This window comes from Rhodococcus aerolatus (genome assembly GCF_054783215.1).
Genome location: NZ_BAAGQZ010000005.1, coordinates 47095 through 71010, shown reverse-complemented (window position 1 = coordinate 71010; position 23916 = coordinate 47095). Strand labels below are relative to the sequence as shown.

Annotated in this window: 26 protein-coding genes; 16 read left to right on the top strand and 10 right to left on the bottom strand. The window is 76.7% G+C overall.

The window, feature by feature from the left end:
- The first annotated feature begins 93 nt into the window (after positions 1 to 93).
- The 3 genes from ACYVOF_RS03700 (at position 94) to secA (ending at position 4832) form a co-directional block, all read left to right on the top strand.
- The gene (locus ACYVOF_RS03700; protein WP_460864166.1) at positions 94 to 762 is read left to right on the top strand and encodes a ComF family protein; all 669 of its coding nucleotides are present in this window, start codon (positions 94 to 96) and stop codon (positions 760 to 762) included.
- A 361-nt stretch (positions 763 to 1123) separates the two neighbouring features.
- The gene (gene hpf / locus ACYVOF_RS03695; protein ID WP_460864294.1) at positions 1124 to 1750 is read left to right on the top strand and encodes a ribosome hibernation-promoting factor, HPF/YfiA family; all 627 of its coding nucleotides are present in this window, start codon (positions 1124 to 1126) and stop codon (positions 1748 to 1750) included.
- A 157-nt stretch (positions 1751 to 1907) separates the two neighbouring features.
- Positions 1908 to 4832 carry a preprotein translocase subunit SecA gene (gene secA / locus ACYVOF_RS03690; RefSeq protein WP_460864293.1) on the top strand — a complete coding sequence of 975 codons (2925 nt, stop codon included), beginning with the start codon at positions 1908 to 1910 and terminating at the stop codon, positions 4830 to 4832.
- 45 nt (positions 4833 to 4877) lie between these two features.
- Here secA and ACYVOF_RS03685 read toward each other — a convergent pair whose 3' ends face one another.
- Positions 4878 to 5459, bottom strand: a complete 582-nt coding sequence (locus ACYVOF_RS03685) for an Rv3235 family protein (protein ID WP_460864165.1) — start codon at positions 5457 to 5459, stop codon at positions 4878 to 4880.
- 157 nt (positions 5460 to 5616) lie between these two features.
- On the opposite strand from ACYVOF_RS03685, the gene ACYVOF_RS03680 reads away from it, so the two are divergent.
- From ACYVOF_RS03680 to ACYVOF_RS03665, 4 genes are read left to right on the top strand one after another with little or no spacing between them, the layout of a single operon-like run.
- Positions 5617 to 6306, top strand: a complete 690-nt coding sequence (locus ACYVOF_RS03680) for an HAD family hydrolase (RefSeq protein WP_460864164.1) — start codon at positions 5617 to 5619, stop codon at positions 6304 to 6306.
- A complete protein-coding gene (locus ACYVOF_RS03675; RefSeq protein ID WP_460864163.1) occupies positions 6303 to 7718 on the top strand; it encodes a WS/DGAT/MGAT family O-acyltransferase in 1416 nt (471 codons plus the stop codon). Before ACYVOF_RS03680 ends, ACYVOF_RS03675 begins: the two co-directional genes overlap by 4 nt.
- 29 nt (positions 7719 to 7747) lie before the next feature.
- Complete coding sequence (locus ACYVOF_RS03670) at positions 7748 to 8269, top strand: DUF6912 family protein (protein ID WP_460864292.1); 522 nt, start codon at positions 7748 to 7750, stop codon at positions 8267 to 8269.
- 26 nt (positions 8270 to 8295) lie between these two features.
- The gene (locus tag ACYVOF_RS03665; protein WP_460864162.1) at positions 8296 to 8703 is read left to right on the top strand and encodes a DUF3253 domain-containing protein; all 408 of its coding nucleotides are present in this window, start codon (positions 8296 to 8298) and stop codon (positions 8701 to 8703) included.
- Between the two features lie 175 nt (positions 8704 to 8878).
- Here the strand turns inward: ACYVOF_RS03665 and ACYVOF_RS03660 are convergent, their stop codons facing one another.
- From ACYVOF_RS03660 to aroA, 3 genes are read right to left on the bottom strand one after another with little or no spacing between them, the layout of a single operon-like run.
- The gene (locus ACYVOF_RS03660) at positions 8879 to 10093 is read right to left on the bottom strand and encodes an FAD-binding domain-containing protein (RefSeq protein ID WP_460864161.1); all 1215 of its coding nucleotides are present in this window, start codon (positions 10091 to 10093) and stop codon (positions 8879 to 8881) included.
- 40 nt (positions 10094 to 10133) lie between these two features.
- Positions 10134 to 11153 carry a ribosome small subunit-dependent GTPase A gene (gene rsgA, locus ACYVOF_RS03655; RefSeq protein WP_460864160.1) on the bottom strand — a complete coding sequence of 340 codons (1020 nt, stop codon included), beginning with the start codon at positions 11151 to 11153 and terminating at the stop codon, positions 10134 to 10136.
- The gene (gene aroA / locus ACYVOF_RS03650; protein ID WP_460864159.1) at positions 11123 to 12406 is read right to left on the bottom strand and encodes a 3-phosphoshikimate 1-carboxyvinyltransferase; all 1284 of its coding nucleotides are present in this window, start codon (positions 12404 to 12406) and stop codon (positions 11123 to 11125) included. The genes rsgA and aroA overlap by 31 nt, the downstream gene beginning before the upstream one ends.
- Positions 12407 to 12444: 38 nt before the next feature.
- Here aroA and ACYVOF_RS03645 point away from each other — a divergent pair, with 38 nt between their 5' ends.
- Positions 12445 to 13056: an alpha/beta family hydrolase gene (locus ACYVOF_RS03645; protein WP_460864158.1), complete on the top strand. Its 612-nt coding sequence runs from the start codon at positions 12445 to 12447 to the stop codon at positions 13054 to 13056.
- Here ACYVOF_RS03645 and ACYVOF_RS03640 read toward each other — a convergent pair.
- Positions 13053 to 13550: an aminoacyl-tRNA deacylase gene (locus tag ACYVOF_RS03640; RefSeq protein WP_460864157.1), complete on the bottom strand. Its 498-nt coding sequence runs from the start codon at positions 13548 to 13550 to the stop codon at positions 13053 to 13055. The two genes, ACYVOF_RS03645 and ACYVOF_RS03640, sit on opposite strands and share 4 nt — an antisense overlap.
- Positions 13551 to 13861: 311 nt before the next feature.
- Between ACYVOF_RS03640 and ACYVOF_RS03635 the strand changes: the two genes are divergently transcribed.
- Complete coding sequence (locus ACYVOF_RS03635) at positions 13862 to 14554, top strand: sigma-70 family RNA polymerase sigma factor (RefSeq protein ID WP_460864291.1); 693 nt, start codon at positions 13862 to 13864, stop codon at positions 14552 to 14554.
- Positions 14551 to 14832: a mycothiol system anti-sigma-R factor gene (rsrA, locus tag ACYVOF_RS03630; RefSeq protein ID WP_460864156.1), complete on the top strand. Its 282-nt coding sequence runs from the start codon at positions 14551 to 14553 to the stop codon at positions 14830 to 14832. Before ACYVOF_RS03635 ends, rsrA begins: the two co-directional genes overlap by 4 nt.
- 73 nt (positions 14833 to 14905) lie before the next feature.
- Here the strand turns inward: rsrA and ACYVOF_RS03625 are convergent, their stop codons facing one another.
- Positions 14906 to 14980 (bottom strand): 50S ribosomal protein bL37, encoded by a 75-nt coding sequence (locus tag ACYVOF_RS03625; protein ID WP_460864290.1) that lies wholly within the window; start codon positions 14978 to 14980, stop codon positions 14906 to 14908.
- 151 nt (positions 14981 to 15131) lie between these two features.
- Between ACYVOF_RS03625 and ACYVOF_RS03620 the strand changes: the two genes are divergently transcribed.
- Positions 15132 to 15347: a biotin/lipoyl-binding carrier protein gene (locus ACYVOF_RS03620; protein ID WP_460864155.1), complete on the top strand. Its 216-nt coding sequence runs from the start codon at positions 15132 to 15134 to the stop codon at positions 15345 to 15347.
- A 26-nt stretch (positions 15348 to 15373) separates the two neighbouring features.
- Positions 15374 to 16879, top strand: a complete 1506-nt coding sequence (locus tag ACYVOF_RS03615; RefSeq protein ID WP_460864154.1) for a sensor histidine kinase — start codon at positions 15374 to 15376, stop codon at positions 16877 to 16879.
- Positions 16880 to 16942: 63 nt separating this feature from the next.
- Here ACYVOF_RS03615 and ACYVOF_RS03610 read toward each other — a convergent pair whose 3' ends face one another.
- On the bottom strand, positions 16943 to 17197 hold the full coding sequence (locus ACYVOF_RS03610; RefSeq protein WP_460864153.1) for a WhiB family transcriptional regulator: 255 nt from the start codon (positions 17195 to 17197) through the stop codon (positions 16943 to 16945).
- A 242-nt stretch (positions 17198 to 17439) separates the two neighbouring features.
- A complete protein-coding gene (locus ACYVOF_RS03605; RefSeq protein WP_460864152.1) occupies positions 17440 to 18396 on the bottom strand; it encodes a diacylglycerol/lipid kinase family protein in 957 nt (318 codons plus the stop codon).
- 35 nt (positions 18397 to 18431) lie between these two features.
- On the opposite strand from ACYVOF_RS03605, the gene ACYVOF_RS03600 reads away from it, so the two are divergent.
- Positions 18432 to 18872 (top strand): hypothetical protein, encoded by a 441-nt coding sequence (locus tag ACYVOF_RS03600; RefSeq protein ID WP_460864151.1) that lies wholly within the window; start codon positions 18432 to 18434, stop codon positions 18870 to 18872.
- 10 nt (positions 18873 to 18882) lie between these two features.
- On the opposite strand, the gene ACYVOF_RS03595 is transcribed toward ACYVOF_RS03600, so the two are convergent.
- Both ACYVOF_RS03595 and ACYVOF_RS03590 read right to left on the bottom strand, forming a co-directional pair.
- Positions 18883 to 19359, bottom strand: coding sequence for a GNAT family N-acetyltransferase (locus ACYVOF_RS03595; protein ID WP_460864289.1), 477 nt, complete (start codon positions 19357 to 19359; stop codon positions 18883 to 18885).
- 50 nt (positions 19360 to 19409) lie between these two features.
- Positions 19410 to 20024, bottom strand: coding sequence for an acid phosphatase (locus ACYVOF_RS03590; protein ID WP_460864150.1), 615 nt, complete (start codon positions 20022 to 20024; stop codon positions 19410 to 19412).
- A 157-nt stretch (positions 20025 to 20181) separates the two neighbouring features.
- Here ACYVOF_RS03590 and ACYVOF_RS03585 point away from each other — a divergent pair, with 157 nt between their 5' ends.
- From ACYVOF_RS03585 to ACYVOF_RS03575, 3 genes are read left to right on the top strand one after another with little or no spacing between them, the layout of a single operon-like run.
- Positions 20182 to 21216 carry an iron ABC transporter substrate-binding protein gene (locus tag ACYVOF_RS03585; RefSeq protein WP_460864149.1) on the top strand — a complete coding sequence of 345 codons (1035 nt, stop codon included), beginning with the start codon at positions 20182 to 20184 and terminating at the stop codon, positions 21214 to 21216.
- A gap of 1 nt (position 21217) precedes the next feature.
- Entirely contained in the window at positions 21218 to 22828 is a 1611-nt protein-coding gene (locus tag ACYVOF_RS03580; RefSeq protein ID WP_460864148.1) for an ABC transporter permease, read from the top strand.
- Complete coding sequence (locus tag ACYVOF_RS03575) at positions 22825 to 23889, top strand: ABC transporter ATP-binding protein (RefSeq protein ID WP_460864147.1); 1065 nt, start codon at positions 22825 to 22827, stop codon at positions 23887 to 23889. Before ACYVOF_RS03580 ends, ACYVOF_RS03575 begins: the two co-directional genes overlap by 4 nt.
- The last annotated feature ends 27 nt before the right edge of the window (positions 23890 to 23916 follow it).

The following is a 23916-nucleotide window of genomic DNA, read 5'->3' as shown; positions in this document are numbered from 1 at the left end:
CGGTGACCCTGCTCCCCGGCTGACGCCGTCCGGCATCCACAGGTCGGCTCGCGGGCCTGCCGCCGGGCGCACCGACCGGGCAGCCTGGGACGGGTGCGCAGCCTGCTCGACCTGGTGCTCCCGCTGCTGTGCGGCGGCTGCGGTGCGCCGGGCGTCCGGTGGTGCCCGGGGTGCGCCGCCACGCTCGGGGGGGAGCCGCTGGCGCTGCGGCCCCGCGCGGGTGCCGCGGGACCGGCCTGGGCGCTGGCGCCCTACGGCGGGCCGGCGCGAGCCGCAGTGGTGGCCGCCAAGGAGCGGGGCCGCCGCGACCTGGCCCGGCCGGTGGGGGAGGCGCTGGCCGCGGGGGTGACCCACCTGCGCGAGTGGGGCGAGCTGGACCCGGCCGAGCTGGCCCCGCTGTGGCTGGTGCCCGCGCCCAGCCGGCCCGGGGCGGCGCGGCGGCGGGGCGGGGACGCGGTGGCGGCGATGACCGTCGCGGCCGCGCGCTGCCTGGCCCGGCCCGGGCTGGCCCCCGTGGTGTGGCCGGGGGTGGCGCTGCGCCGCGGCACCCGGGACTCGGTGGGCCTGGGCGTGGGGGAGCGGGTGGCCAACCTGGCCGGCCGGGTGCGGGTGCGCGGCGGGGTGCGGCCGCCGCCGGGGGCGTGCGTGCTCGTGGTCGACGACGTGCTCACCACCGGGGCCACGGCCGCCGCGGTGCGCCGGGCGCTCACCGCCGCGGGCGTGGCGAGCGCGGGGGTGCTGGTGGTGTGCACGGTGCGGTGACGAATGGTGGCCCGGTGCGGTGACGCCCGGTTCGTCCGGTCCGGTGACGGTCCGGTGTCGACCCTTCTGCCCGGACCCGGCGACGACTAGCGTCAGCCGGACCACGCACCGACAGCGCCCGTGCACGGCACGGCACGCCCGTCGAGGAGGGAGCTCGCCCATCACCAGAGGCGCCGGGCACCCGCCCGGCGCGCACGCAGGCCGGCCCCGGCCGGTCACCCCGTGGGAGGTTCGAGTGACGACCAGCACCACCGCACCGACGTCCAGCACCACGCCCGGCGACGTGTCCACCACGGACCCGCTCGGCCCCGGTCGCACCGCGACCCGGACCCCGCCGAGCGCCGCGCCCGCCGACGGGTTCGTGGGGGACCCACCCGTCGACACCGGGAGTGGGGTGGACCTGCGGGTGACGGGCCGCAACGTCGAGGTCCCGGAGCACTTCCGCGGCCGGGTGGAGGAGCGGCTGGCCCGCCTCGAGCGCTACGACCCGTCGCTGCAGCGCATGTCGGTCGAGCTGCAGCACGAGCGCAACCGCCGCCAGGCCAAGAGCTGCCAGCGGGTGGAGATCACGGCCGTCGGCCGCGGCCCCGTCGTGCGGGCCGAGGCGTGCGCCGACTCGTTCTACGCCGCCCTGGAGTCCGCGGCGGACAAGCTGGAGTCGCGGCTGCGCCGCAGCAAGGACCGCCGCACCGTCCACCACGGGCGCCACACGCCCGTCTCGGTGGCCGAGGCCACGGCCGCGCTGGCCGCCCTGCCCGAGGTGCCCGAGGCCGGTCCCGCGGTGGAGCCCGACCCCGTCGAGGACGGCCCGGGCCGCGTGGTCCGGGAGAAGGAACACCCGGCGGTGCCGATGACGGTCGACGACGCGCTCTACGAGATGGAGCTCGTCGGGCACGACTTCTTCCTGTTCCACGACGCCGCGTCGGACCGCCCCAGCGTGGTCTACCGCCGCCACGCGTTCGACTACGGCGTCATCCGGCTGTCCTGAGCAGCGGCGGGGCCGGTTCGGGCCGGTCCCGCCGCCGCCGCACCTACGATGGGGTCCGGCGTGCCCGCTCCCGGGCGCGCCGGACCCTGTCGTCGTCGAGGGACTGAGGGAAGTCGTGCTGTCGTTCTCCAAGCTGCTCCGGGCCGGAGAGGCCCGCATGGTCAAGCGGCTCCGCGCCATCGCCGACCACGTCGAGACGCTCTCGGCCGACGTCGAGGAGCTGACCGACGCCGAGCTGCGGGCCAAGACCGACGAGCTGCGCGCGCGCCACGCCGACGGCGAGGACCTCGACTCCCTGCTGCCCGAGGCGTTCGCCGTGGCCCGCGAGGCCTCGATGCGGGTGCTCGGCCAGCGCCACTTCGACGTCCAGGTGATGGGCGGGGCGGCGCTGCACCTGGGCAACGTGGCGGAGATGAAGACCGGTGAGGGCAAGACCCTGACCTGCGTGCTGCCCGCCTACCTCAACGCGCTCGCCGGCAAGGGCGTGCACGTCGTCACGGTCAACGACTACCTCGCCCGGCGCGACTCGGAGTGGATGGGCCGGGTGCACCGCTTCCTGGGCCTCGAGGTCGGCGTGATCCTGTCCGGCATGACCCCGGACGAGCGCCGGGTGGCCTACGCGGCCGACATCACCTACGGCACGAACAACGAGTTCGGCTTCGACTACCTGCGCGACAACATGGCCAGCTCGATCCCGGAGTGCGTGCAGCGCGGCCACCACTTCGCCATCGTCGACGAGGTCGACTCCATCCTCATCGACGAGGCGCGCACCCCGCTGATCATCTCCGGCCCCGCGGACGCCTCGTCGCGCTGGTACGCGGAGTTCGCCCGGCTCGTGCCGCTCATGACGCTGGACACCCACTACGAGGTCGACGTCAAGAAGCGCACCATCGGCGTGCACGAGCTCGGCGTGGAGCTCGTCGAGGACCAGCTGGGCATCGACAACCTGTACGAGGCGGCCAACTCGCCGCTGGTGAGCTACCTGAACAACGCCATCAAGGCCAAGGAGCTCTACCTGCGCGACAAGGACTACATCGTCCGCGGCGGCGAGGTGTTCATCGTCGACGAGTTCACCGGCCGCGTGCTGGCCGGGCGCCGCTACAACGAGGGCATGCACCAGGCGATCGAGGCCAAGGAGGGGGTGGAGATCAAGGCCGAGAACCAGACCCTGGCCACCATCACCCTGCAGAACTACTTCCGCCTCTACGACAAGCTCTCCGGGATGACCGGCACGGCCGAGACCGAGGCGGCCGAGCTCGACCAGACCTACTCCCTGGGCGTCGTGCAGATCCCGACGAACCGGCCCATGGTGCGCGCCGACCAGGGCGACCTCATCTACAAGACGGAGGAGGCCAAGTTCGACGCCGTGGTCGCCGACGTCACCGAGCGCCACGAGCAGGGCCAGCCCGTCCTCATCGGCACGACCAGCGTGGAGCGCTCGGAGTACCTCTCGAAGCAGCTCACGGCGAAGGGCGTGCCGCACAACGTGCTCAACGCCAAGCAGCACGAGCGCGAGGCCACGGTCATCGCCGAGGCGGGCCGCAGGGGCGCGGTCACCGTGGCCACGAACATGGCCGGCCGCGGCACCGACATCGTGCTGGGCGGCAACCCCGACATCCTGGCCGACCTCGAGCTGCGCGGGCGCGGGCTGGACCCGGTGGAGACGGCCGAGGACTACGAGGAGGCCTGGGACGGCGTCCTGACCGACCTGAAGAAGCAGGTGGCCGAGGAGGCCGAGGAGGTCCGCGAGGCCGGCGGGCTCTACGTGCTGGGCACCGAGCGCCACGAGTCGCGCCGCATCGACAACCAGCTGCGCGGGCGCTCCGGCCGGCAGGGCGACCCCGGCGAGTCCCGGTTCTACCTGTCCCTCGGCGACGAGCTGATGCGCCGGTTCAACGGCTCCATGGTCGAGTCGATCATGACGCGGCTCAACCTCCCGGACGACGTGCCCATCGAGGCCGGGATGGTCTCCAAGGCCATCAAGAGCGCACAGACCCAGGTCGAGCAGCAGAACTTCGAGATCCGCAAGAACGTCCTCAAGTACGACGAGGTGATGAACCAGCAGCGCACCGTCATCTACGGCGAGCGCCGCGCGGTGCTGGAGGGCGAGGACATCGCCGACCAGGTGCAGGCCATGATCACCGACGTGGTCACCGCCTACGTGACGGGCGCGACGGCGGAGGGCTACGCCGAGGACTGGGACCTCGAGACGCTGTGGACCGCGCTGCGCACGCTCTACCCCGTCAGCCTCGACTGGCACGACCTCGTCGGGCCCACCGAGGTCGGCGACGTGGGCGACCTCGGCTCCGACGAGCTGCTCGAGGCCGTGCTGGCCGACGTCCGAGCCGCCTACACCCGACGCGAGGCCGAGATCGACGGCATCGCCGGGGAGGGCGGCATGCGCGACCTCGAGCGCCGCGTGCTGCTCAGCGTGCTCGACCGCAAGTGGCGCGAGCACCTCTACGAGATGGACTACCTCAAGGAGGGCATCGGGCTGCGCGCGATGGCCCAGCGCGACCCGCTCGTGGAGTACCAGCGCGAGGGCTACGACATGTTCCGCGGCATGCTCGACGGCCTCAAGGAGGAGTCCGTCGGCTTCCTGTTCAACGTCACCGTCGAGGCGGCGGCGCCGATCGCGACGCCGGTCTCGCCCGAGGCGGCGGCCGCGGGGGCCGCGCGCGCTGCTGCGGCCGCGGCGGCTGCCGGGGGTGGCGGGACGGCGTCGGGGACCACGCCGGCCGCCGCGGCGCCCGCCCCGCTGCCCACCCAGCAGGCGCCGGTCGCCGCCCCCTCGGCCCCGGTGCCCGCGGCCCTGCGCGCGAAGGGCCTCGACACCGCGTCGGCACCGGCGGGGATGACGTTCTCCGGGCCCGACGCCGAGGGCGGCACGCAGGTCAGCGGGGACGCGGCGCGCACCGGTGGGCGCACGGTGGCCGCCCAGAACGGTGCCGCCCAGAACGGTGCGGCCCGCGCCGGGGCCGGGGCGGACGGGGCCGGGTCGAACGGCGCGAGCCGCCGCGACCGCCGGGCCGCCGCCCGCACGCAGGGCAAGGGGCCGAAGCCGCCCAAGCGCAAGCGCTGACCGGGGCGGGGTCGCCCGGGCGGGCACCCCGCTCCGGTGGCCCCGTCAGGCGATGCGCAGCGCGGTGGCCACCCACCGGCCGCCGACGAGCTCCACGCGGGCGGCCAGGGCGTGCGACCGCGGCCCCCGCTGCAGCCGGGCGCTGACCTCGGCCGCGCCGGGTCCGCTGCGCTGGGCGCGGACGCTGCGCAGCTGCGCCGGCGGCCGGCCGCGGTGGGCGGCGACCATCGAGGCCGCCACCCGCTGGTGCAGCGCGGGGGCCAGCACCCCCGCGAGGTGGGCGGCCGGGCGGCGCCGGTCGAGCACCTCGAGCACAGTGCGCAGCAGGGCCGCGGCCGCGTCGCGCGTGGCCGGGTCGGCCCGGTCACCGTGCAGCGGGCCGGCCGGCGGGGTCGCGGTCGTGGTGCGGTCCGTCGCAGCCCCCGCGCCCGGGGGACCGGGCACCGCGACCAGGTGCCGCGCCAGCCGAGCGGTGGTCGGCCCGTCGGGCTCGGGCTCGTAGCGCGGCACCGGCCGCACCACGCACAGCCGGGGCCCGGGCGACGGGAGCTGGGTCGACGGGGCCGGGGGCTGGGGCTCGGGCTGGGGCTGGGGCTCGGGCGACGGGGACAGGGGCTGGGCGGTCACGGGTTCCTCCTCGGCAGGTGCGGGCGCCGGGCGCGCGGGGGTGCGCGCCCGTGGCCGGAGGAGGGGGCCTGCCCCGCGGGTGCGGGGCGACGTCCGGGCCGGTGGATCGTGACCTCCGACGCCGACAACCCCGCACCGGTTCCCTAGGGTGGGAGGCGTGGCAGCGCAGCAGAGCGGACCGGGGGCCGGGCCGTCCGGGGTCGACTGCCTGCTGCTCGACTACGGCGGGGTGCTGACCACCCCGCTGTCCGACACCACCGGGCCCTGGCTCGCCCGCGAGGGCATCCCGGTCGAGCGGTTCCGGGACGTGATGCGCGCGTGGATGTCCCACGACGCGCCGCCGAACCCCGCGCACGACCTGGAGACGGGCACCCTGGCGCCGGCGGAGTTCGAGCGGGCCTTCGCCGCCGCCCTGGCCGGGCCGGACGGGTCGGCGCCCGAGCCCGAGGGTCTGCTGAGTCGCATGTTCGCCGGCTTCCGCGGCGATTCCGGCATGGCCGCGGTCCTCGCCCGGGCCCGCGAGCTCGGGGTGCGCACGGCGCTGCTGAGCAACTCGTGGGGCTTCGACTACGACCGCACCGGGTGGGATGCGCTGTTCGACGTCGTCGTCATCTCCGGGGAGGTCGGCCTGCGCAAGCCCGACCCCGCGATCTACCGGCTCACCGCCGAGCGGCTCGGGGTCGAGCCGGCCCGCTGCGTCTTCGTCGACGACTCGCCGCTGAACGTGCGGGCCGCGCAGGAGGTCGGCATGACCGGGGTGCGCCACCGCGACGCGGCCACCACCGCCGCCGAGCTGACCGCGGTGCTGGGCGTGGACCTCGTGGGGCCGGCCGGGGTGCGGGCGTGAACGACCGGCTCAGCCCGCTGGACGCCTCGTTCCTGCTGCTGGAGGACGGCACCACCCCGATGCACGTCGGGGCGCTGTCGGTGTTCCGGCGGCCGCGCCACGGGCTCGACTACGAGACGCTGCTGCGGCTCATCGAGACCCGCATCGCGCTGGTGCCCCGCTACCGGCAGAAGCTCCGCGGCGTGCCCGGCGGGCTGGCGCGCCCGGTGTGGGTGGACGACGCGGACTTCGACATCTCCTACCACGTGCGCCGCTCCGCGCTGCCCCGGCCGGGTTCCGACGCCCAGCTGCACGACCTCGTGGCCCGGCTCGTCTCCCGCCAGCTCGACCGCACCCGGCCGCTGTGGGAGATGTACCTCGTCGAGGGCCTGGAGCGGGGCCGCATCGCCATCATCACCAAGACCCACCAGGCCATGGTCGACGGCGACGGCGCCCTGGAGATCGGCCAGGTCATCCTCGACGTCACGCCCAAGCCGCGGGCCGTGCGCAGCGAGCTGTGGATGCCCCGCGCCCAGCCGGGCCCGCTGGGGATGGTCGCGGGCGCGGTGACCGACCTGGTGCAGCAGCCGGCCGGGGTCGCGGGCGCGCTGCGCTGGGCCACCCGGGACGTCGGGGCCGCGGCGGGCCGGGCGGTCGATCTCGCCGGCGACCTCGTCTCGGTCGTGCGCACGGCCGCCGCCCCCGCGCCGAGCACCCCGCTCAACGTCCCCGTCTCCCGGCAGCGCCGCTTCGCCGTCGCCCGCACCCGGCTCGAGGACTACCGGGCGGTCCGCGCGCGGCACGGCGGGACCGTCAACGACGTCGTGCTGGCCGTGGTCAGCGGGGCGATGCGCACCTGGCTGCTGTCCCGGGGGGAGTCGGTCACGGCCTCGACCGTCGTGCGGGCCCTCGTCCCCATGTCGGTGACCTCCGACGCGGGCCGGCCCGACTCCGGCGCGGTGGTCGGCTCGCCCGGCAGCCAGGTCGAGTCGTTCCTGCTCGACCTCCCGGCGGGCGAGGCAAACCCGGTGGTGCGGCTCTCGCAGGTCTCCCACGCCACCCGCGCCCACGGGGCGTCGAGCTCGTCGGTCGGGGCCCAGACCCTGGCCCGGATGTCCGGCTTCGCCCCGCCCACGCTGCACGCCGTCGGCGCCCGGCTGGCCGGCACCCTCTCGCGGCGCTCGTTCAACGTGCTGGTGACCAACGTGCCCGGCCCCCAGCTGCCGCTCTACGCGGCCGGGGCCAAGCTGCTCGAGATGTACCCGGTGGTGCCGCTGGGCCGCCGCCACGCCCTCGCCATCGGCCTGACCTCCTACGACGGCGGCGTCTACTTCGGCCTCAACGCCGACCGGGACGCGATGGGGGACGTGGACGCCCTGGCGACCATGATCGAGGAGTCCCTGGCCGAGCTGGTGGACACGGTGCCCCGGTGAGCGCGGGGCGGGACGACGGGAGCGGGGCGATGGGCGCGACCACGCGGGTGCACGTGCCGGTGACGCTGCGGATGCTGACGTCGCTGGTCGAGACCGGCGAGCTGCGGCCGGTGGGGGGCACGGCGTTCGCGCTGACCCCGGCGCTGCGGGAGTCCTACGCCGCCGGCGGTGACGACGAGCTGTCCCACGTGGCGCTGGGCGAGGCGGCGCGGGCCTCGCTGCGGCTGCTCGCGGTCGAGCTCGAGGCCGAGCACGGCGACGAGGTGCTGCTGCGCCGGGCCGTGCTCAGCGCGGACGTCGACGGCGTCACCCTGCGCCCCGACCTCGACGACGCGGTGGTCAAGGTCCCCGGGACGATCGCGATGGCCCAGGTCGCGGCCGTGCACGTCGACCTCGCCGACGCCGAGGACGCGGTGCGGGCGGCGGTGCGGGTGGTCGACGACGCCGACCTCGGCGACCTCGACGCCGAGTTCGTGCTCGGGGAGGCCGAGGACCACGAGCTGGCCTGGTACGCCAGCCAGGAGCTGCCCTTCCTGCTCGACCTGCTGTAGCCGCCACGCGCTGGGAGCATGGTGGGGTGAGCGGACGTGGTGGCGGGGCCCTGCCCGAGAAGACGTGCGCGGTGTGCGGCCGCACCATCACCTGGCGCAAGAAGTGGGTGCGGGACTGGGAGCAGGTGCGCTACTGCTCGCAGGCCTGCCGCTCGCGGGCCGGGTCGGGGGAGACGGCCGAGCTGGTGGCCGCGGTGCGCGAGCGCATGGCCCGCGTCCCCGCCGGGTCCACCGCCTGCCCGTCGGAGGTCGCGCGGGCCGTCCACCGCGCCCGCGGTGGGGAGGGCGACGGCTGGCGCGAGCTCATGGAGCCGGTGCGCCGCGCGGCCCGGCTGCTCGTGGCCGAGGGCGAGCTGGAGATGACCCAGGCCGGGCACGTCGTCGACCCCTCCCACGCCAAGGGCCCGGTCCGGCTGCGCCCCGTCCGCCCCTGACCCGCGCCCGCCTCCACCGCCCTCCGCACACTGCGGGCAGTGTGTCCTCCTGCCCGCCGCAGCCGGGCTCACTGCGGGCAGTGTGCGGGGCCGGTCCCTGCATGTAGCGGGCTTCCTGGGGCCGGGCAGGCGCCGGGGCGCGCAGGAAGCCCGCTAGATGCGGGAGGGAACGGGGTCAGCGCAGGCCGTTGCGCCAGGCGGTGAAGCTCTGCACCGGCCCGCCGCCGGGACGGCGCAGCCACGGCCACGGGTGCACCACGGCCGGCCCCACCGCACGGGCGATCCGCGCGAACCCCGGCACCGGGGCGTGGGTCACGGCCACCGCCCCGCCCTCGAGCACCTGCGCGGGCCGTCCCCGGTGCACGGCGAGCTCCCGCTCGGCCCCGATCTCGGCCAGGGTCTCGGCCAGGAACACCAGCCGCTTGCTGGCCAGCCGCAGCCGGGCCAGCAGCGGCTCGTCGAACACGAACACCACGGGCAGGTCCGGGTGCGCGGCCAGCGCCGGGTCCGACGAGCCCAGCGACTCGGCCGTCAGCCACACCGCGTCGGGCTCGGCCGTGCGCACCGGCTCGCGGGGCCCGGCCGTGCGCTGCGGGTCGGGGTCGCGGCGCAGCAGCTGCTCGTGGGCGACCCGTGCGGTGTCCTGCTCGGCGGGCCAGTCCTCGATGGGGCAGTCGTGCGCCAGCGGACAGGACCGGCACAGCTCTGGGGCGCGCTTGCGCACCTGGAACCGAGAGAAGCCGTAGGCCTTGCCCGTCCCCGCCCCGACCGACCACTGCCAGCCCAGCCGGTTCGCGGCCCGGGAGCCGTCGAGCAGCCGGGCGAACAGCTCGTCCTCGCCCGCCGCCCAGTCGTGGCCCGCGCGGACCGTCCACTGCGAGCTCACCCACATCCGCGCCTGGTTCACCATCCAGCCGTCGCGGTCCAGCTCGCCGAGCACCGAGTCCAGGCACGCCATCTCCCGCGGCCACGGCTCGGGCCAGCTCGTGGCCGGCCGCGGCGGGTCGAAGCGCAGGGCGCTGCGGGTGCGGGTGCCGACGCGGGCGTAGAGGTGCCGGGCGTACTCCTGCCACAGCAGCTCGTCGCGGTACTTCGACCGGTCGCGGGCCGGGGCGTCGGCCACCGCCGCCCACACCTCGGGCAGCGTCAGCAGGCCGTGGCGCAGGTACGGCGACATCGCGCTCGCGCCCCGGGCGGACTCCGGCAGCACCTGGTTGCGCCGCCCCGCGTACCCGGTCACGTCGAGGGTGGCCAGCGCGGCGTCCGCGGCCGACTGCCCGCCGCGGAACCGCTGCGAGGGCGTCACCGCGTCGTCGCGGTGCAGGTCGCCCAGGTGGGCCTCGACCCAGGCGGGGACGTCGTCGACGGGGGGCACGGGCAGCAGGGTCACCCGGACAGGGTGGGGCCACCGGGCCCGGGGCGCAGCGCGGCTAGTGGGCCTCGTTGCTGCGCACGGCGACGAGCAGCCGCCGCACCGCGGCCACCCGGTCCCCGGACGCCCCGGTCAGCCCGTCCAGCGCGCACTCCGGGTCGGCGGGCGGGCCGAGGTGCGTGCAGCCCCGGGGGCACCGCTGCGCGGCGGCGGCCAGGTCCTCGAACGCGGCGATGACGTCGCCGGGGGAGACGTGGGCCAGGCCGAAGGAGCGCAGCCCCGGGGTGTCGACCACCCAGCCGCCCCCGTGCAGCGGCAGCGCCACCGACTGGGTCGAGGTGTGGCGGCCCTTGCCGACCCCGCTGACCACCCCGGTGGCCCGGTGCGCGTCGGGCACCAGCCGGTTGACCAGCGTCGACTTGCCCACCCCGGAGTGCCCGACCAGCGCGCTGACCTGGCCGTCGAGCCGGCCCACCAGCGGGGCGAGGTCGGCCTCCCGGTCGAGCACGACGACGGGCACGGCGAGGTCGGCGTAGGCGGCGGCCATGTCGTCGGGCGCCGCCAGGTCGGCCTTGGTCAGGCACAGCAGCGGGCGCAGCCCCCCGGCCAGGGCGGCGACGAGGCAGCGGTCGACCAGCCCGGTGCGCGGCGGCGGGTCGGCCAGGGCCACGACGACGACGAGCTGGTCGGCGTTGGCCACGACGATGCGCTCGTAGGGGTCGGTGTCGTCGGCGGTGCGCCGCAGCACTGTGCGGCGGTCGTGGACGCGGACGATGCGCGCCAGGGTGTCGGTGGCCCCGGAGGTGTCGCCGACGACGTCGACGCGGTCCCCGACGACGACGGGGGTGCGACCCAGCTCGCGGGCCCGCATGGTGACCACCGGGCGGTCGGGGTCGCCGTCGACCACCACGCCCCAGCGGCCGCGGTCGACGGTGACGACCATCGCCTCGACCGCGTCGGCGTGCGCGGGCCGGTCCTTGGTGCGCGGCCGTGAGCCGCGCCCCGGCCGGACCCGGACGTCGGACTCGTCGTAGCGCCGGGCCGGGCTCAGGAGCCCGCTCCCAGCACGGCGGCCCACATCGCGGCGAAGCCGGGCAGCGTCTTGGCCGTGGTGTCGACGTCGTCGACGACGAGCCCGGGCACCACCAGGCCCAGCACGGCGCCCGCGGTCGCCATCCGGTGGTCGGCGTAGGCGTGCCACGGCCGGTCGGGGGCGCGCATCGGCGCGGGGCGCACCGCTATCCCGTCGGCCAGCTCCTCGGCCCCGCAGCCCAGCGCGGTCAGCTCGGTGACCAGCGCGGCGAGCCGGTCGGTCTCGTGCCCGCGCAGGTGGGCGATGCCGCGCAGGGTCGACGGCCCGTCGGCGACGGCACACAGCGCGGCGATGGTGGGGGTGAGCTCGCCGACGTCACGCAGGTCGAGGTCGACGCCGTGCAGCGCGTCCGGCCCGGTGACGGTGAGCGCGTCGTCGGTAAGCACCACCTCCGCGCCCATCTGCTCGAGCACCCCGCGGATCGCGTCCCCCGGCTGCGTCGTGGCCGGGGGCCAGCCGGGCACGGTGACGCTGCCACCGGTCACGGCGGCCGCGGCCAGGAACGGGGTGGCGTTAGACAGGTCCGGCTCCACCTCCCAGTCCCGGCCGGCCACGGGGCCGGGGGTGACGCGCCAGACGTCGGGCTCGGCGTCGTCCACCGCGACCCCCGCCTGCCGCAGCATGGCCACGGTCATGTCCAGGTGCGGCTGCGACGGCACCGGCGGCCCGTCGTGGCGGACGACGAGACCGTGGTCGTAGCGCGCCCCGGAGAGCAGCAGCCCGGAGACGAACTGCGAGGACGCCGACGCGTCGAGCACCACCTCGCCACCGCGCACGGCCCCCCGGCCGCGGACGGTGAACGGCAGCGCGTCCCCGGCCACCTCGACGCCGAGCGACCGCAGCGCCCCCAGCACCGTCCCCATCGGCCGGGTCCGGGCGTGGGCGTCCCCGTCGAGGCGGACCTCGCCGTCCGCCAGCGCGGCCAGCGGCGGCAGGAAGCGCATGACGGTCCCCGCGAGCCCGCAGTCGACGTCGACGCCGCCGCGCAGCGGGCCGGGCACGACCGGGCCCGCGAGGTCGACCTCGGCGCCCAGGGAGCGCAGCGCCGCGGCCATCAGCTCGGTGTCGCGGCTGCGCAGCGCCCCGCGCAGCGTCGACGGGCCGTCGGCCAGCGCGGCCAGCACCAGGGCCCGGTTGGTCACCGACTTGGAGCCCGGGACGGTGACGGTCGCCCGCACCGGCCCGGGGGCGGGCGGGGCGGCCCAGCCGGTGGTGGGTGCGGTCCCGTGCGTCGTCACCGGCCGATCATCCCGCACCCACCTGCCATCGTGTCCGGGTGACCCGCAGCGAGCGCACCGTCGCCACGCCCCACGGCCCGGCCCACCTCGACCGGCGGCGGGTGCGGCCCGCCGCGGCCGCGCGGGGGACGCTGCTGCTGGGCCACGGCGCCGGGGGCACGGTGGCGGCACCCGACCTGCAGGCGGTGGCGGCGGCGGCGCACGACGACGGCTGGCACGTCGACCTGCTCACCCAGCCCTACCGGGTCGCGGGCCGGCGCGCCCCGGCCCCGGCCGCCCAGCTCGACGCGGCGTGGCTGGCGGTCGTGGCCGCCGTCGGTCGGAGGGCGGGGCCCCGGCTTGTGGTGGGCGGGCGGTCCTCCGGGGCCCGGGTCGCGTGCCGGACGGCCGCGGCCGCCCGCGCCGACGCCGTGCTGTGCCTGGCGTTCCCGCTGCTGGCCCCGCGGCGCGCCGGGGACCCGGTGAGCCGGCTGCCCGAGCTCGACGGCGCGGGCGTGCCGGTGCTGGTGGTGCAGGGCGCGTCGGACCGCTTCGGTGTGCCCGCGCCCGCCCCCGGCCGGGAGGTCGTCGTCGTCCCCGGTGACCACGCGCTGCGCCGCGACCCCCCCGGCACGTCCGCGGCCGTCACCGCCTGGCTGGGCCGGCTCTAGGCGCACACCGGCGCCGTCACCGCGGCGGTGAGCCGGACCAGCTCCGCGGGGTCGAGCTCCACCTCCAGGCCGCGCCGGCCCCCGCTGACCAGCACGGTCGGGTGGGTGAGCGCGCTCGCGTCGACGACCGTGGGCAGGCTGCGGCGCTGGCCCAGCGGGGAGATCCCGCCCACGACGTAGCCGGTGGCGCGCTCGGCGGCGCGCGGCTGGGCCAGCTCGGCGCGGCGCACCCCGAGCGCGTGGGCGCAGGCCTTGAGGTCGGCCCGCGCGGGCACGGGCACCACGGCCACCCCCAGCCCGGTGCCCAGGTCGAGCACCAGCGTCTTGAGCACGCGGGCCGCGGCGACGTCGAGGGCCTCGGCCAGCGCCCGCACCGCCTCGGCCCCGAAGTCGGCCGCCCGCGGGTCGTGGGCGTAGCGGTGCACCCGGTGCGCGGTGCCCGCCCGCTCGAGCACGGTGGTCGCCGGGGTCGCGCCCGCCCGCCTCGTCGCCACGGGGGCCACGCTAGCCAGCGCCGGTGGGAACACCGGCGCGCCCGGGTGGTGTTGGACCAGGCACGAGCGACCCGCACCCGGGTCCACCCGCCCCGCGGCGGGCAGCACGACAGGAGGCGCAGATGGCACTGCAGTGCGCACCACGACCCACGGTCGGGGGCACCGGGCACGTGACCGTGCTCGACGTGCTCGCACCGGTGACGACCGACCCACGGCGCGACGGCGCGGTGGTGGCGGCGGTAGCCTCGGGCCGCGCCCGTGCCGGCGCCGCGTCCGGCGGTGCCCACGCCGTGGTGCGCGGAGGGAGCACGATGGCGTCACGCACCGGGGCCACGGCCGAGCCGGCCGGGGCCGCATCGACCGGGGCTGCGTCGACCGGGGCTGAGGAGCGCGAGCGGGCGGCGGCCGAGCAGGCGGCGGAGTCCGACGCCGAGCGGACCGCCCGGTTCGAGGCCGACGCGATGCCGCTGATCGACCAGCTCTACGGCGCGGCGCTGCGGATGACGCGCAACCCGGCCGACGCCGAGGACCTGGTGCAGGAGGCCTACCTCAAGGCGTACTCCGCCTTCGGGTCGTTCTCCAAGGGCACCAACCTCAAGGCCTGGCTGTACCGCATCCTGACCAACACCTACATCAACTCCTACCGCAAGAAGCAGCGCCAGCCGGCGCAGTACCCGACGGACGAGATCACCGACTGGCAGCTCGCCGACGCCGCCGAGCACACCTCCCGGGGCCTGCGCTCCGCCGAGGTCGAGGCACTCGACGCGCTGCCGGACTCCGACATCAAGGAGGCGCTGGCCGCGCTGCCGGAGGACTTCCGCATGGCGGTGTACTACGCCGACGTCGAGGGCTTCGCGTACAAGGAGATCGCCGAGATCATGGGCACCCCCATCGGGACCGTGATGTCCCGGCTGCACCGCGGGCGCAAGCAGCTGCGCGGCCTGCTGGCCGACGTCGCCACCGACCGGGGGTTCGTCCGGGCGACCGAGGAGGCGACCCGATGAGCACCGACCACGACCACCCCGCCACCACGCCGCAGGAGGAGCAGCTCGACTGCTCCGCCGTCATCGCCGACGTGTGGCTGTTCCTGGACCACGAGTGCGACGAGCACAGCCGGGCCCGGCTGCAGCGCCACCTCGACGACTGCGGCCCCTGCCTGACCGCGTTCGGCATCGAGGAGCAGGTCAAGCTGCTGGTCAGCCGCAAGTGCGGTGGCGACCGCGCCCCCGCGGGCCTGCGCGACCGCATCCGCAGCCGCGTCTCCCAGCACGGCGAGCAGTAGGACCACCCGCTCCCTCACCACGACCGAGGCCCCCACCCGCAGCTGCGGGAGGGGGCCTCGGTCGTGTCTCGGGTCAGGCGTTGGGGCGCTTGCCGTGGTTCGCCTTGTTCTTCTTGCGGGCGCGCCGCTTGTTGCCTCGCTTGGCCATCGCGGGCTCCTTCCTGCTCGGGGGCCGGCGCTGCGGGCCGGTCGCGGTGGTGTCCGCACCCGGGGCCCGGGCACGGTGCTGGTGCCATCCTCCCACGCCCGCCCGGGACGGGGCGTGGTTGGATCGGGGCCCGACGTCGAGGGGGTGGCCGGTGGGGGAGCGGGTGGTCGCGGAGATGGTCGCCACGGTGGGCGAGGTCGTCGTGCGCCCGGGCGACCCGGTGGCCGCGGGCGACACCCTGGTGGTCCTGGAGTCGATGAAGATGGAGATCCCCGTGCTGGCCGAGCTCGCCGGCACCGTGTCCCACGTCGAGGTCACCGTCGGCGACGTCCTCCGGTCCGGCGACCTCATCGCCGTGATCTCCTGACCGGCCCGCGTCGAGACCTGCCCCCGGTGTCCACCCTCAGCGAGCTGCTCGCCGTCCACACCAGCCTCCCCGGCCACGCCGTGGAGCACCTGCAGCGGCTGGTCTCGGAGTGGCAGCTGCTGGCCGACCTCTCCTTCGCCGACTTCCGGATGTGGGTGCGCCCCGACGAGCCCGGCACCGACCCGGGCGGGGCGCTGCTCTGCGTCGCACAGGCCCGGCCCACCACGTCGCACACCGTCTTCGCCGAGGACGAGGTGGGCTCGCGGTCCGACCCGGGCGTCGACGCCCACCTCCGGGAGGCGCTCGAGCTCGGCGAGGCGCGCACCGCCCCCGACGTGCTGCTGCACGAGGGGGTGCCGCTGCGCCGGCACGCCCTGCCGGTGCGCTGCGAGGGCGTCGTGGTGGCCGTGCTCGGCCGGGACGTGACCACCGCGCAGGACCGGGCGGCGAGCCCGCTGGAGGTGGCCTACCTCGAGTGCGCGGGCGACCTCTCGCAGATGGTCGCCGACGGGTCCTTCCCGCCGCGGGAGTCGGTGACCGACGTGCACTCCAGCCCACGGGCCGGGGACGGGCTGGTCCGCGTCGACCCGAGCGGGACCGTGCTCTACGCCAGCCCCAACGCGGTCTCGGCCTACCACCGCATGGGGCTGGCGGTCGAGCTGGTGGGCACCGAGCTGGCCAAGGTGACCCGAGAGCTGGTGACCGACCCGTTCGACGCCGGCGAGGTCGTCGGCCGGGTGCGGGCCGCGCTCGGCGGGTCGCCGACCCCGCGCGTGGAGGCCGACGCCCGGGGCGCCACCGTCCTGCTGCGGGCCCTGCCGCTGCGCCCCGGAGGGCGTCCCGGCGGTGCCCTGGTGCTGGTCCGCGACGTCACCGACGTCAAGCGGCGTGACCGGGCGCTGCTGAGCAAGGACGCCACCATCCGCGAGATCCACCACCGGGTGAAGAACAACCTGCAGACCGTGGCGGCCCTGCTGCGGCTGCAGGCGCGGCGCACCGGCAACGAGGAGACCCGCGGGGCGCTGTCGGAGGCCGTGCGCCGGGTGGCCTCCATCGCCCTGGTGCACGACACGCTGTCCATGTCGGTCGACGAGCGCGTCGACCTCGACGACGTGGTCGACCGCCTGGTGCCGATGATGGCCGACGTCGCCACCGTGACCAGCGACATCGCGGTGGTGCGGACCGGACGCATCGGGGTGCTGGCCGCCGAGCTGGCCACCCCGCTGGTCATGGTGCTCACCGAGCTGGTGCAGAACGCGATCGAGCACGCCTACTCCGCCGGCGAGCGGGGCACGGTGCAGATCCGGGCCGAGCGTTCCGCGGGGGCGCTCGAGCTGGTCGTCGCCGACGACGGCAGGGGCCTGCCCGAGGGGTTCAGCCTGGCCCGGGCCGACCGGCTCGGCCTGCAGATCGTGCGCACGCTCGTCGACGCGGAGCTGCGCGGCACGCTGGGCCTGCACCGCGGCGCCGAGCGCGGCACGGAGGCCGTGCTGCGCGTGCCGCTCTCCGGGCGCTACCGGCAGACCCGCTGACCACGGACGCACGTCGGGCCCGCCCCCGGCTGGGGACGGGCCCGACGTGGGCTGCGGTGCGGCTCAGGCGCGCGAGCGGGCCCGGCTGCGGGCGTTGCGCCGCTTGAGCGCGCGGCGCTCGTCCTCGCTCATCGCGCCCCAGACGCCGGCGTCCTGGCCGGACTCCAGCGCCCAGGCCAGGCAGTCGGAGACGACGGGGCAGCGACGGCAGACGACCTTGGCCTCGGCGATCTGGGCGAGGGCGGGACCGCTGTTGCCGACCGGGAAGAAGAGCTCCGGGTCCTCGTCGCGGCAGATGGCCCTGTGACGCCAATCCATCGTCTGCTCCTTGCTGGGTGCGGGGGGTGCACCGTCTCGGGGGGGTGTGGGCACGTACGTGTACCCGAATGTTTCCGGGCTGTTGCTTGTGAATGCTTTCACGCGACGTCGGCAAGTCAAGGGGTCGCGTCCCGGTCGTGCTGCACGTCACGTCACGCTGCGGTCCCGGGGTGGACGTGCTGGTGGGGCCATGATCCCCCCGTCCGGGGACGGTGTCGACCGGGCGCCGGGGGCCCGGCGGCTCAGCCGGTCGGGCGCGGCGGCTCGAGCGCCACCTCGAGCGCCTCGGGCGCCCGGGCGAAGGTGACCGCGGTGCGGGTGCCCAGGTGCTCGCCGTCGAGCTGCAGGTCGACCTCGCTGCCGCAGCGGACCTCGACGCGGTCGACGTCGTCGCGCCGCAGCAGCGCCGCCGAGCGGGGCTGCCCGCCCGCGCGGAGCATCGCCGGCACGACCCGGGCGACCGTGGCCAGGCCCATGCTGCGCAGCGCGAACACCCCCAGGCCGCGGTCGGGGCGGGTGTCGGGGTTGGTGTGCACGGCGCGCGGCCCCAGGTAGGTCCACGGGTCCGTCGCGGAGACGAACAACGACCGCAGCGCGCCCACCTCCTCGCGCCCGTCCGGCCCGTCTAGCGTCGCGTGCAGCGCGAGGCGGTGCCGCCGTGCCCGGACGTAGCCGGCGACCGCGGCCCGGACGTAGCGCGCGGGGCTGGCGTCCCCGCCGTGGCGGCGGTGCCGGTCCACCGAGGCGACCACCTCCGCGTCCCAGCCCAGCCCCGCGTTGAACAGGAACCAGCGGTCGTCGGCCACCCCCAGCCCGGTCCGCCGGCGCGCCCCCGAGTCGACCGCGGCGAGCAGCTGCCGCGCGGCCGCCATGGGCTCGGGGGAGATGCCCAGGGACCGCGCGAAGACGTTGGCCGAGCCGCCCGGCAGCACCCCGAGCGCCGGCAGCGGCCCCGGCGAGGAGCCGGGCGCGCCGAGCATGCCGTTGACCGCCTCGTTGACGGTGCCGTCGCCGCCGTGGACGACCACCAGGTCCAGGCCGTCGTCGACGGCGCCGCGGGCGAGCTCGGCGGCGTGCCCGCGGTGGTCGGTGTGGGCCACGCGCAGCCGCACCCCCGAGGTCAGTGCGCGCGCCAGCACGTCGCGCCCCGCCGCCGTCGTCGAGGTCGCGTTGGGGTTGACGATCAGCAGGGCACGCACGGGCAGCGACCCTATCCGGGTCCTACCCTGGCCCCGTGACGTCCAGCCCACCGCCGACCGGCACCGACCCGGCCGGCCCGCCGCCCGCCCCGGCGGCGGTGCGCCGCGCCGGGGTCGTCGTCCTCCTGCAGGGGGCGGCCGCGCTGGTGTTCGCGGTCTCGATCGCGTTCTCCACCGCGTCCGACCCCGGCGCGTCGGCCCGCTCGGGCTACGGCACCGCCGGGTACTTCGCGGTGATGGGGGTGGGCATCGTGCTGGCCGGGGCCTCGCTGGTGCGCGGCCGCCGCGCCGCGCGCGCCCCGGCCGTGGTGGTGCAGGTGCTGCTGCTCGGCGCGGCCTGGTACCTGCTCGTCGGGTCGGGCCAGGCGCTGGCGGGCGTGGTCATGGGCCTGGTCGCGGTCGCGGTGCTGGTGCTCCTGCTCGGCCGCGCCACCTCGGAGTGGGTCGCCGGGCAGTACCGTCCGCCGATGGCCTGACCGGGCCCGCTCAGCCGCGGGCCGCGAGCGCGGCGAGGGCGTCGCCGCTGAGCCGGAACGTCGTCCACTCGTCCATCGGGACCGCGCCCAGCGAGCGGTAGAAGCCGATCGACGGGGCGTTCCAGTCCAGCACCCACCACGTCAGCCGGCTGTACCCGCGCTCGTCGCACACCCGGGCCAGGGCGGCGAGCAGCGCCGCGCCGTGCCCGCCGCCGCGCAGCTCGGGCCGGACGTAGAGGTCCTCGAGGTAGACCCCGTGCACGCCGTCCCACGTCGAGTAGTTCAGGAACCACAGCGCGAACCCGGCCAGGCCGCCCGCGCCGTCCTCGACGACGTGGCCGAACAGCGCCGGCGCGTCGGAGAACAGCGCCGCGTGCAGCTGCGGGGCCGTCAGCGTGCACTCCTGCGCGGCGCGCTCGTACGCGGCCAGGTCGTGCACCATGGCCACGACGGCGGCCACGTCACCCGGCTCGACCCGTCGCGGCACCCGCCCCGCCCCGGCGGGGGTCGGCTCGTCCGCAGCGGGGCCCGGGCCCGTCACGGCAGGGCCGGGGTGATGTTCATGGCCACGATCTGGTCCTGGCCGTGCTCCTGGCCCAGCACGGCGAGACCGGCGGGGGACATGCCGAAGTGGATGCCCGCGGTGACGCCCATGCCCACCCAGCGGGCCAGCAGCGCGCGGGAGAAGTGCCCGTGCCCCACGAGCACGACGTCACCGTCGAGCAGCACGGCGCGGGCGCGGCCCAGGATGCGGTCGGCCCGGGCCTGCACCTGCTCCGCGGTCTCCCCGCCCGGGCAGGGGTGCGTCCACACCGTCCAGCCGGGCACGGTCTCCCGGATCTCCGGGGTGGTCAGGCCCTCGTACTCGCCGTAGTCCCACTCGGCGAGGTCCTCGGTCTGCTCGTCCACGTCCAGCCCGGCGAGCTCGGCCGTGCGCGTCGCGCGGCGGCGCGGGCTGGTGATCACGGTCGGGTGGTCGAGCTCGAGCGCGGTGACCAGGTCCGCCGCCGCCCGCGCCTGCGCGACGCCGTCCTCGGTGAGGGGGATGTCGGTGGTCCCCGTGTGCTGGCCGGACTGCGACCACTCGGTCTGCCCGTGGCGCAGCAGGATCACGCGGTGCTGGTGGTCGGGGGGCGACGCTGCCGTGTGCATGGCCCCATCCTGGCGGGCCGCGTCGCGCGGGGGCGACCGGTGGGGACGACCGGGTGGGGGCGGTCGGTGGGGACCGTGCCCGATTTAGGCTAGCCTCACCTGCACCGGTCGGGGTCGACCCCGCCGGGCGTCCCGTCCCCCACCCCGCGAGGTCCCGATGCTCCCGCTCCGCCGCCGCGCCCGACGCGGCGCCGCCGTCGCCGCGCTCACGCTCGCCACCGCGCTCACCGCCGCCGCCTGCTCCGGCTCGTCCGACGCCGGCGACACGACGCTGGTGCTCTACAACGCCCAGCACGAGGACCTCAGCCAGGCCGAGGTGGACGCCTTCACCGCGCAGACCGGCATCGCCGTGGAGCTCCGCAACGGGGACGACTCCGAGCTGGGCAACCAGATCGTCGCCGAGGGCGACGCGTCGCCCGCCGACGTCTTCGTCACCGAGAACTCCCCGGCCATGAGCCTCGTCGCCGGTGCGGGCCTGCTCGCCCCCGTCGACGCGGCCACCCGGGCGCAGGTGCCCGCGCAGTACCAGGCCGCCGACGGCAGCTGGGTCGGGTGGGCCGCCCGCGCCACCGTGCTGCCCTACGACACCCGCGCTCTCACCGAGGACCAGCTGCCGGCGTCCGTGCTCGACCTGGCCGACCCGGCGTGGGCGGGCAAGGTCGGCATCTCCCCCGGTGGCGCGGACTTCCAGGCCATCGTCAGCGCGGTCCTGCAGCTGCGCGGCGAGGAGGCCACCGCGCGCTGGCTCGCGGGGCTGAAGTCCAACGCCCGGATCTACCAGGGCAACAACGCGGTCCTCAAGGCCGTCAACTCCGGCGAGGTCCAGACCGGGATCATCTACCACTACTACTGGTACAAGGACCAGGCCGGCGGCGCCCCGAACACGGCGAACGTGGCCCTGAAGTTCCTGGGCGACCAGGACCCCGGGGCGTTCGTCAGCGTGTCCGGGGCCGGCGTGCTCGCCTCGAGCGCGCACCCGGCGCAGGCGCAGCAGCTGGTGGCCTTCCTGACCAGCACCCAGGGCCAGGAGGTGTCGGCGCAGAGCACCAACCTGGAGTACACCGTCGCCTCCGGCGTGCCCTCCAACCCGGCGCTGCGCCCGCTGGCCGAGCTGGGCGCCCCCGTCGTCGACGTGACCGCGCTGAACGGTCCGAAGGTCGTCGAGCTGATGCGCGGCGCCGGGCTCATCTGACGTGGCCGGCCGCACCCGCGGCGCCCGGCGCGCCTCGCCCGCGCTCCTGCTGGGGGGCGTCGGCGTGGCGGTGCTGGCCCTGCTCCCGCTCGCCTACGTCGTCGGGTTCACCGCGACGACACCGCTGGCGGAGCTCCGCACGCTGCTCGTGCGCGCCCGCACCGTCGAGCTGCTGGCCAACACCGCCGAGCTGACGGTGCTGGGCGTGGTGCTCTGCGCCGTCCTCGGGGTGGGCGCCGCCTGGGTGGTCGAGCGCCGCGCGGTGGTCGGCCGGCGCGTCTGGCACGTGCTGCTCGTCGCACCGCTCGCGGTGCCCGCGTTCGTCTCCAGCTACGCCTGGATCTCCGTGGCCCCCGGCCTGAACGGTCTCGACGGTGCGCTGCTCGTCGTCGTCTCGTCGTACTTCCCGCTGGTCTACCTGCCCGTCGTCGCCATGCTCCGCCGGCTGGACCCGGCGCTGGAGGACACCGCCCGGGCCCTCGGCCTGGGGGAGTGGGCGGTGTTCCGCCGCGTCGTGCTGCCCCAGGTCCGGCCCGCGCTGCTCGGCGGCTCGCTGCTGGTCGCGCTGCACATGCTCTCGGAGTTCGGCGCGCTGCAGCTGCTGCAGTTCCCCACCTTCACCACCGCGATCTACGACCAGTACCGCTCGTCGTTCGCCGGCCCCGCCGCGACCGCGCTGGCCTCGGTGCTCGTGCTGGCGTGCCTGCTGCTGCTGGTCGCCGAGCAGGGCGCCCGGGGCTCGGCGCGCTACGCCCGCGTGGGGCAGGGAGCGGCCCGGCCCGGGCAGCCCGTGGTGACCCGCGCCCGGGGGGCCCTGACGGCCGGTCTCGCGGTGGTCGTCGGCGCCACGCTCGTCGTCCCGCTGGGCATCCTGGTGCGCTGGCTGGCGCTCGACGCGACCACCGGGGCCGACCTCGACCGGCTCGGCCCGGCCGTGCTCAGCACCGTGGGGCTGGGTCTCGTCGCGGCCGGGGTGACGCTCGTGCTCGCCCTGCCCGTGGGCTGGCTGGCCGTGCGCCACCGCGGGGTGGTGGCCACCGTCGTCGAGCGCTCGACGTGGTTCGCGAGCGCGCTGCCCGGCATCGTCGTCGCGCTCGCACTGGTGGTGCTGGCCATCCGGCACGCCCGCCCGCTCTACCAGACCGTGTGGATGCTGCTGGCGGCCTACGCGATCCTGTTCCTGCCGCGCGCGGTGGCCAACGTCCGCGCCGCCCTCGCGCAGGCCCCGCCCGGGCTGGCCGAGGCCGCCCGCAGCCTCGGGGCCGGCCGGGTCGCCACGTTCCTGCGGGTCGAGGTGCCGTTGCTCGCCCCCGGGCTGGGGGCGGGGGCCGCCCTGGTGTTCATCGCGGCCTCGACCGAGCTGACCTCCACCCTCCTGCTCGCCCCCACGGGCACCCGGACGCTGGCGACGCAGTTCTGGAGCCACTCCAGCGCGCTGGAGTACTCCGCCGCCGCGCCCTACGCCGCCCTGCTCGTGCTGGTCTCCACGCCGGCGACCTGGCTGCTCACCCGCGCGGCCGTGGCCCGGCCCCGGCCCGGCGCCGAGCCGGACGGTGGCGCCCCGGGGAGCGTCGCGGCGGGCGCGGCGCCGTCTGGGACGCTGGTGGGGTGACCGACCTCGTCCTGACCGACGTGCGCAAGGCGTTCGGCGGCCCGCCCGTGCTCGACGGGGTCGACCTCACCGTGCCCTCGGGCAGCCTGACCGCCGTCCTGGGTCCCTCCGGCTGCGGCAAGACCACGTTGCTGCGCCTCGTCGCCGGGTTCGACGCCCCGGACGCGGGGACCGTCACGCTCGGCGGGCGGACCGTGGCGGGTGCCGGCCGCGCGGTCCCGCCGCAGCGCCGCCGGGTGGGGTACGTGGCGCAGGAGGGGGCGCTGTTCCCGCACCTCGACGTCGCCGCGAACATCACCTTCGGCCTGCCCCGGGCGCAGCGCGGCCGGGGCGCGCGGACCACCGAGCTCATGGCGCTGGTGGGCCTGGAGCCCGACCTGGCGGGGCGGCTGCCCAGCGAGCTCTCCGGCGGGCAGCAGCAACGGGTGGCCCTGGCGCGCGCGCTGGGCCCGCGACCGGAGCTGGTGCTGCTCGACGAGCCGTTCTCCGCCCTCGACGCGGGCCTGCGCGGCCAGACGCGGGCCGCGGTGGCGGCGGCGCTGCGGGCGGCGGGGGCCACCGCCGTGCTGGTCACCCACGACCAGGACGAGGCGCTGTCGATGGCCGACCAGCTGGCCGTGCTGCGCGACGGGGTGGTCGCCCAGGTGGGGGAGCCCCGCGCGGTGTACCAGGCGCCGGTGGACGCGTTCTGCGCGACGTTCGTCGGGGACGCGATGCTGCTGCCGTGCACCGTGGCGGGCCGGCGCGCCCGGACCGACATGCTCGGCGAGCTCGACGTGGCCGGCCCGGTGCCCGCCGGTGACGCCCTGGTGGTGCTGCGCCCGGAGCACCTCGAGGTCCTCCCCGCCGGCGCGGGGACCGGACCCGGCAGCGAGATCGCGGCCCGGGTCACGGCGGTGGACTTCTACGGCCACGACGCGGTGGTCCACCTCGTCGTCGGCGGGACCGGGGACGCGGCAGGCACCACGCTGCGAGCCCGCGCGCGGGCGGGCCCGCTGCCCGCCACGGGCGACGTGGTCGGCGTGCGGGTCGACGCCCCGGTCAGCTGCGTCCCCGCCTGAGCGGGCGCGGCGCGCCGGTCGCGACGA

What these genes read in the sequence shown, in the direction of transcription:
- secA (WP_460864293.1), top strand. Translation starts at nt 1,908, where the DNA reads ATGGTCAAGCGGCTCCGCGCCATCGCCGACCACGTCGAGACGCTCTCG.
- ACYVOF_RS03670 (WP_460864292.1), top strand. Translation starts at nt 7,748, where the DNA reads ATGGGCGCGACCACGCGGGTGCACGTGCCGGTGACGCTGCGGATGCTG.
- ACYVOF_RS03635 (WP_460864291.1), top strand. Translation starts at nt 13,862, where the DNA reads ATGGCGTCACGCACCGGGGCCACGGCCGAGCCGGCCGGGGCCGCATCG.
- rsrA (WP_460864156.1), top strand. Translation starts at nt 14,551, where the DNA reads ATGAGCACCGACCACGACCACCCCGCCACCACGCCGCAGGAGGAGCAG.
- ACYVOF_RS03610 (WP_460864153.1), bottom strand. Translation starts at nt 17,197, where the DNA reads ATGGATTGGCGTCACAGGGCCATCTGCCGCGACGAGGACCCGGAGCTC.
- ACYVOF_RS03590 (WP_460864150.1), bottom strand. Translation starts at nt 20,024, where the DNA reads ATGCACACGGCAGCGTCGCCCCCCGACCACCAGCACCGCGTGATCCTG.
- ACYVOF_RS03585 (WP_460864149.1), top strand. Translation starts at nt 20,182, where the DNA reads ATGCTCCCGCTCCGCCGCCGCGCCCGACGCGGCGCCGCCGTCGCCGCG.